Origin of the sequence: Pseudescherichia vulneris, assembly GCF_902164725.1 — a bacterium.
Lineage (GTDB): Bacteria > Pseudomonadota > Gammaproteobacteria > Enterobacterales > Enterobacteriaceae > Pseudescherichia > Pseudescherichia vulneris.
The window spans coordinates 1,207,232-1,209,373 of record NZ_LR607338.1; the positions used below are offsets into that span (position 1 = coordinate 1,207,232).

Here is a 2,142-nt window from a genome sequence, read left to right on the forward strand (position 1 = left end):
GTAATCTGCTGTTAGTTGTTATAAAACTGTAACAATATTTACTTAGTCTGATGGCGTCACCTTACTCTCTGGTAAACAAAGGACGCCGTCGTGAGCAGACCGTTAAAATCCCTATTCAAAAAAGAACATAGCGAAGAGATCAGTAACCGCAGCGCCAACCCGGTATTTTCCGACGTGGCGAACGTCTTTCTCTCCCGCCGCCGCCTGCTGCAGATGGGCGTGGTAGCGGGCGCGGCGGTTTCCTTCCCGCTGCTGGTCAAACCCGAGTCGGCCTTTGCTGCCGTTGGCCGCCCTTCTGCACTGGCTAAAGCGGTCTCGCTGGGGTTCACCAGCATCCCGGTCTCCTCCGAAGATACGGTGATTGTGCCAGAGGGCTATATCGCGCGGCCGTTCTATCGCTGGGGCGAGCCGGTGGGTCTGAAGGACGCGATGCCTGCGTTCAAGACCGACGGTAGCAACACTACCGACGAGCAGGCGGCCCAGGCGGGCATGCACCATGACGGCATGGCGTGGTTTAGCCTGCCGCAGGGCGGAAACAGTCCCGATCATGGCCTGCTGGCGATGAACCATGAGTACATTGATAACGGGATGCTGTTCAAGGATGGCGACGCCAACTGGAATCTCGACAAGGCCCGCAAGGGGCAGAATGCGATGGGCATCTCGGTTATCGAAGTGCAGAAGCGCGGCGATGACTGGCAGGTGGTGCGCCCCTCCTCATTCGCTCGCCGCATCACCGTTAACACCCCGATGCAGCTTACCGGCCCGGCGCGCCATCAGCCGCTAATGAAAACCGCCGCCGATCCGCAGGGTGAGCAGGTGCTGGGCACCATGCAGAACTGCGCCAACGGCCACACGCCGTGGGGAACCTACCTCACCTGCGAAGAGAACTGGTCCGATATTTTTGTGAAGAAGGCGGAGCGTAATGCACTGGAGAAGCGCTACGGCATCGCCGACAGCGACGACTCCTACCGCTGGAACGAGGTGGACGAACGCTTCAGCGTGGATAAAACCCCGAACGAGCCGAACCGCTTTGGCTGGGTAGTGGAGATCGACCCTTACGCTCCGAACTCTACGCCGCGCAAACATACGGCGCTGGGTCGCTTCAAGCACGAAGGTGCAATGGTGACCCTCGCCGCAGACAATCGCGTAGTGGTCTATATGGGCGACGACCAGAAGTTTGAGTACATCTATAAATTTGTCTCGGACAAAAAGTACGATCCGGCTAACCGCCAATCCAGCATGGACCTGCTTACCTCCGGCACGCTCTACGTGGCGAAATTTAATGAGGACGGCAGCGGCAGCTGGCTCCCGCTGGTCTTTGGCGAGAACGGTCTCGATCAGAGCCACGGCTTCGAAAGCCAGGGCGATCTGCTGATCAAAACCCGTCTTGCGGCGGACGTCGTGGGCGCGACCAAGATGGATCGCCCGGAGTGGATCACCGTCGATCCCAACACCCCCGGCAGTGTCTACTGCACCCTGACCAACAACAGCGATCGCGGCAAAGAGGGCAAAGCACCGGTCGACGCCGCCAACCCGCGCGCCAACAACCAGTTTGGTCACATCATGCACTGGCTGGAAGAGAACAACGATCCGGCATCAGGGCGTTTCCAGTGGGATATTCTGGTGATGGCGGGCCGCACCGACGGCAACGATGCACAGGCCAAAGGCTCTATGCAGGGAGCCGCGTTTGGCAGCCCGGATGGGCTCTCCTTCGACCATCGCGGCGTGCTGTGGATCCAGACCGACGTCTCCTCCAGCACCATCAACCAGAAAGTGTATGCCGATATGGGTAACAACCAGATGGTGGCCACCATTCCGGGCACCAACGAGTATCGCCGCTTCCTCACCGGACCGCGTGGTTGCGAGATCACCGGCATCGCCTTTACCCCCGATAACCGGACGCTGTTTATTAATATCCAGCACCCTGGCGAAGTGGGCGACGGCATTACCGACCCGGCGAACCCGCGCGCGGTATCGAACTGGCCGGATGCCGATCCAAACGGCCGCCCGCGCTCTTCAACGGTGGTGATCGTGAAGGCCGACGGCGGACTGATAGGAAGCTAAGATCGCGTCTGAGCTTTCTGTAGCTGCTGTAGCTGAACGCATTTAATTCCAGATGTGGCAACATGTCTGGAATTTTTA

At 59.0% G+C, this 2,142-nt stretch carries 1 protein-coding gene; it reads left to right on the forward strand.

Annotated features, from left to right (window positions below; all coding sequences use genetic code 11):
- Positions 1 to 90 precede the first annotated feature (90 nt).
- On the forward strand, positions 91 to 2,064 hold the full coding sequence (locus tag FN633_RS04960) for a PhoX family protein (protein ID WP_154056948.1): 1,974 nt from the start codon (positions 91 to 93) through the stop codon (positions 2,062 to 2,064).
- The last annotated feature ends 78 nt before the right edge of the window (positions 2,065 to 2,142 follow it).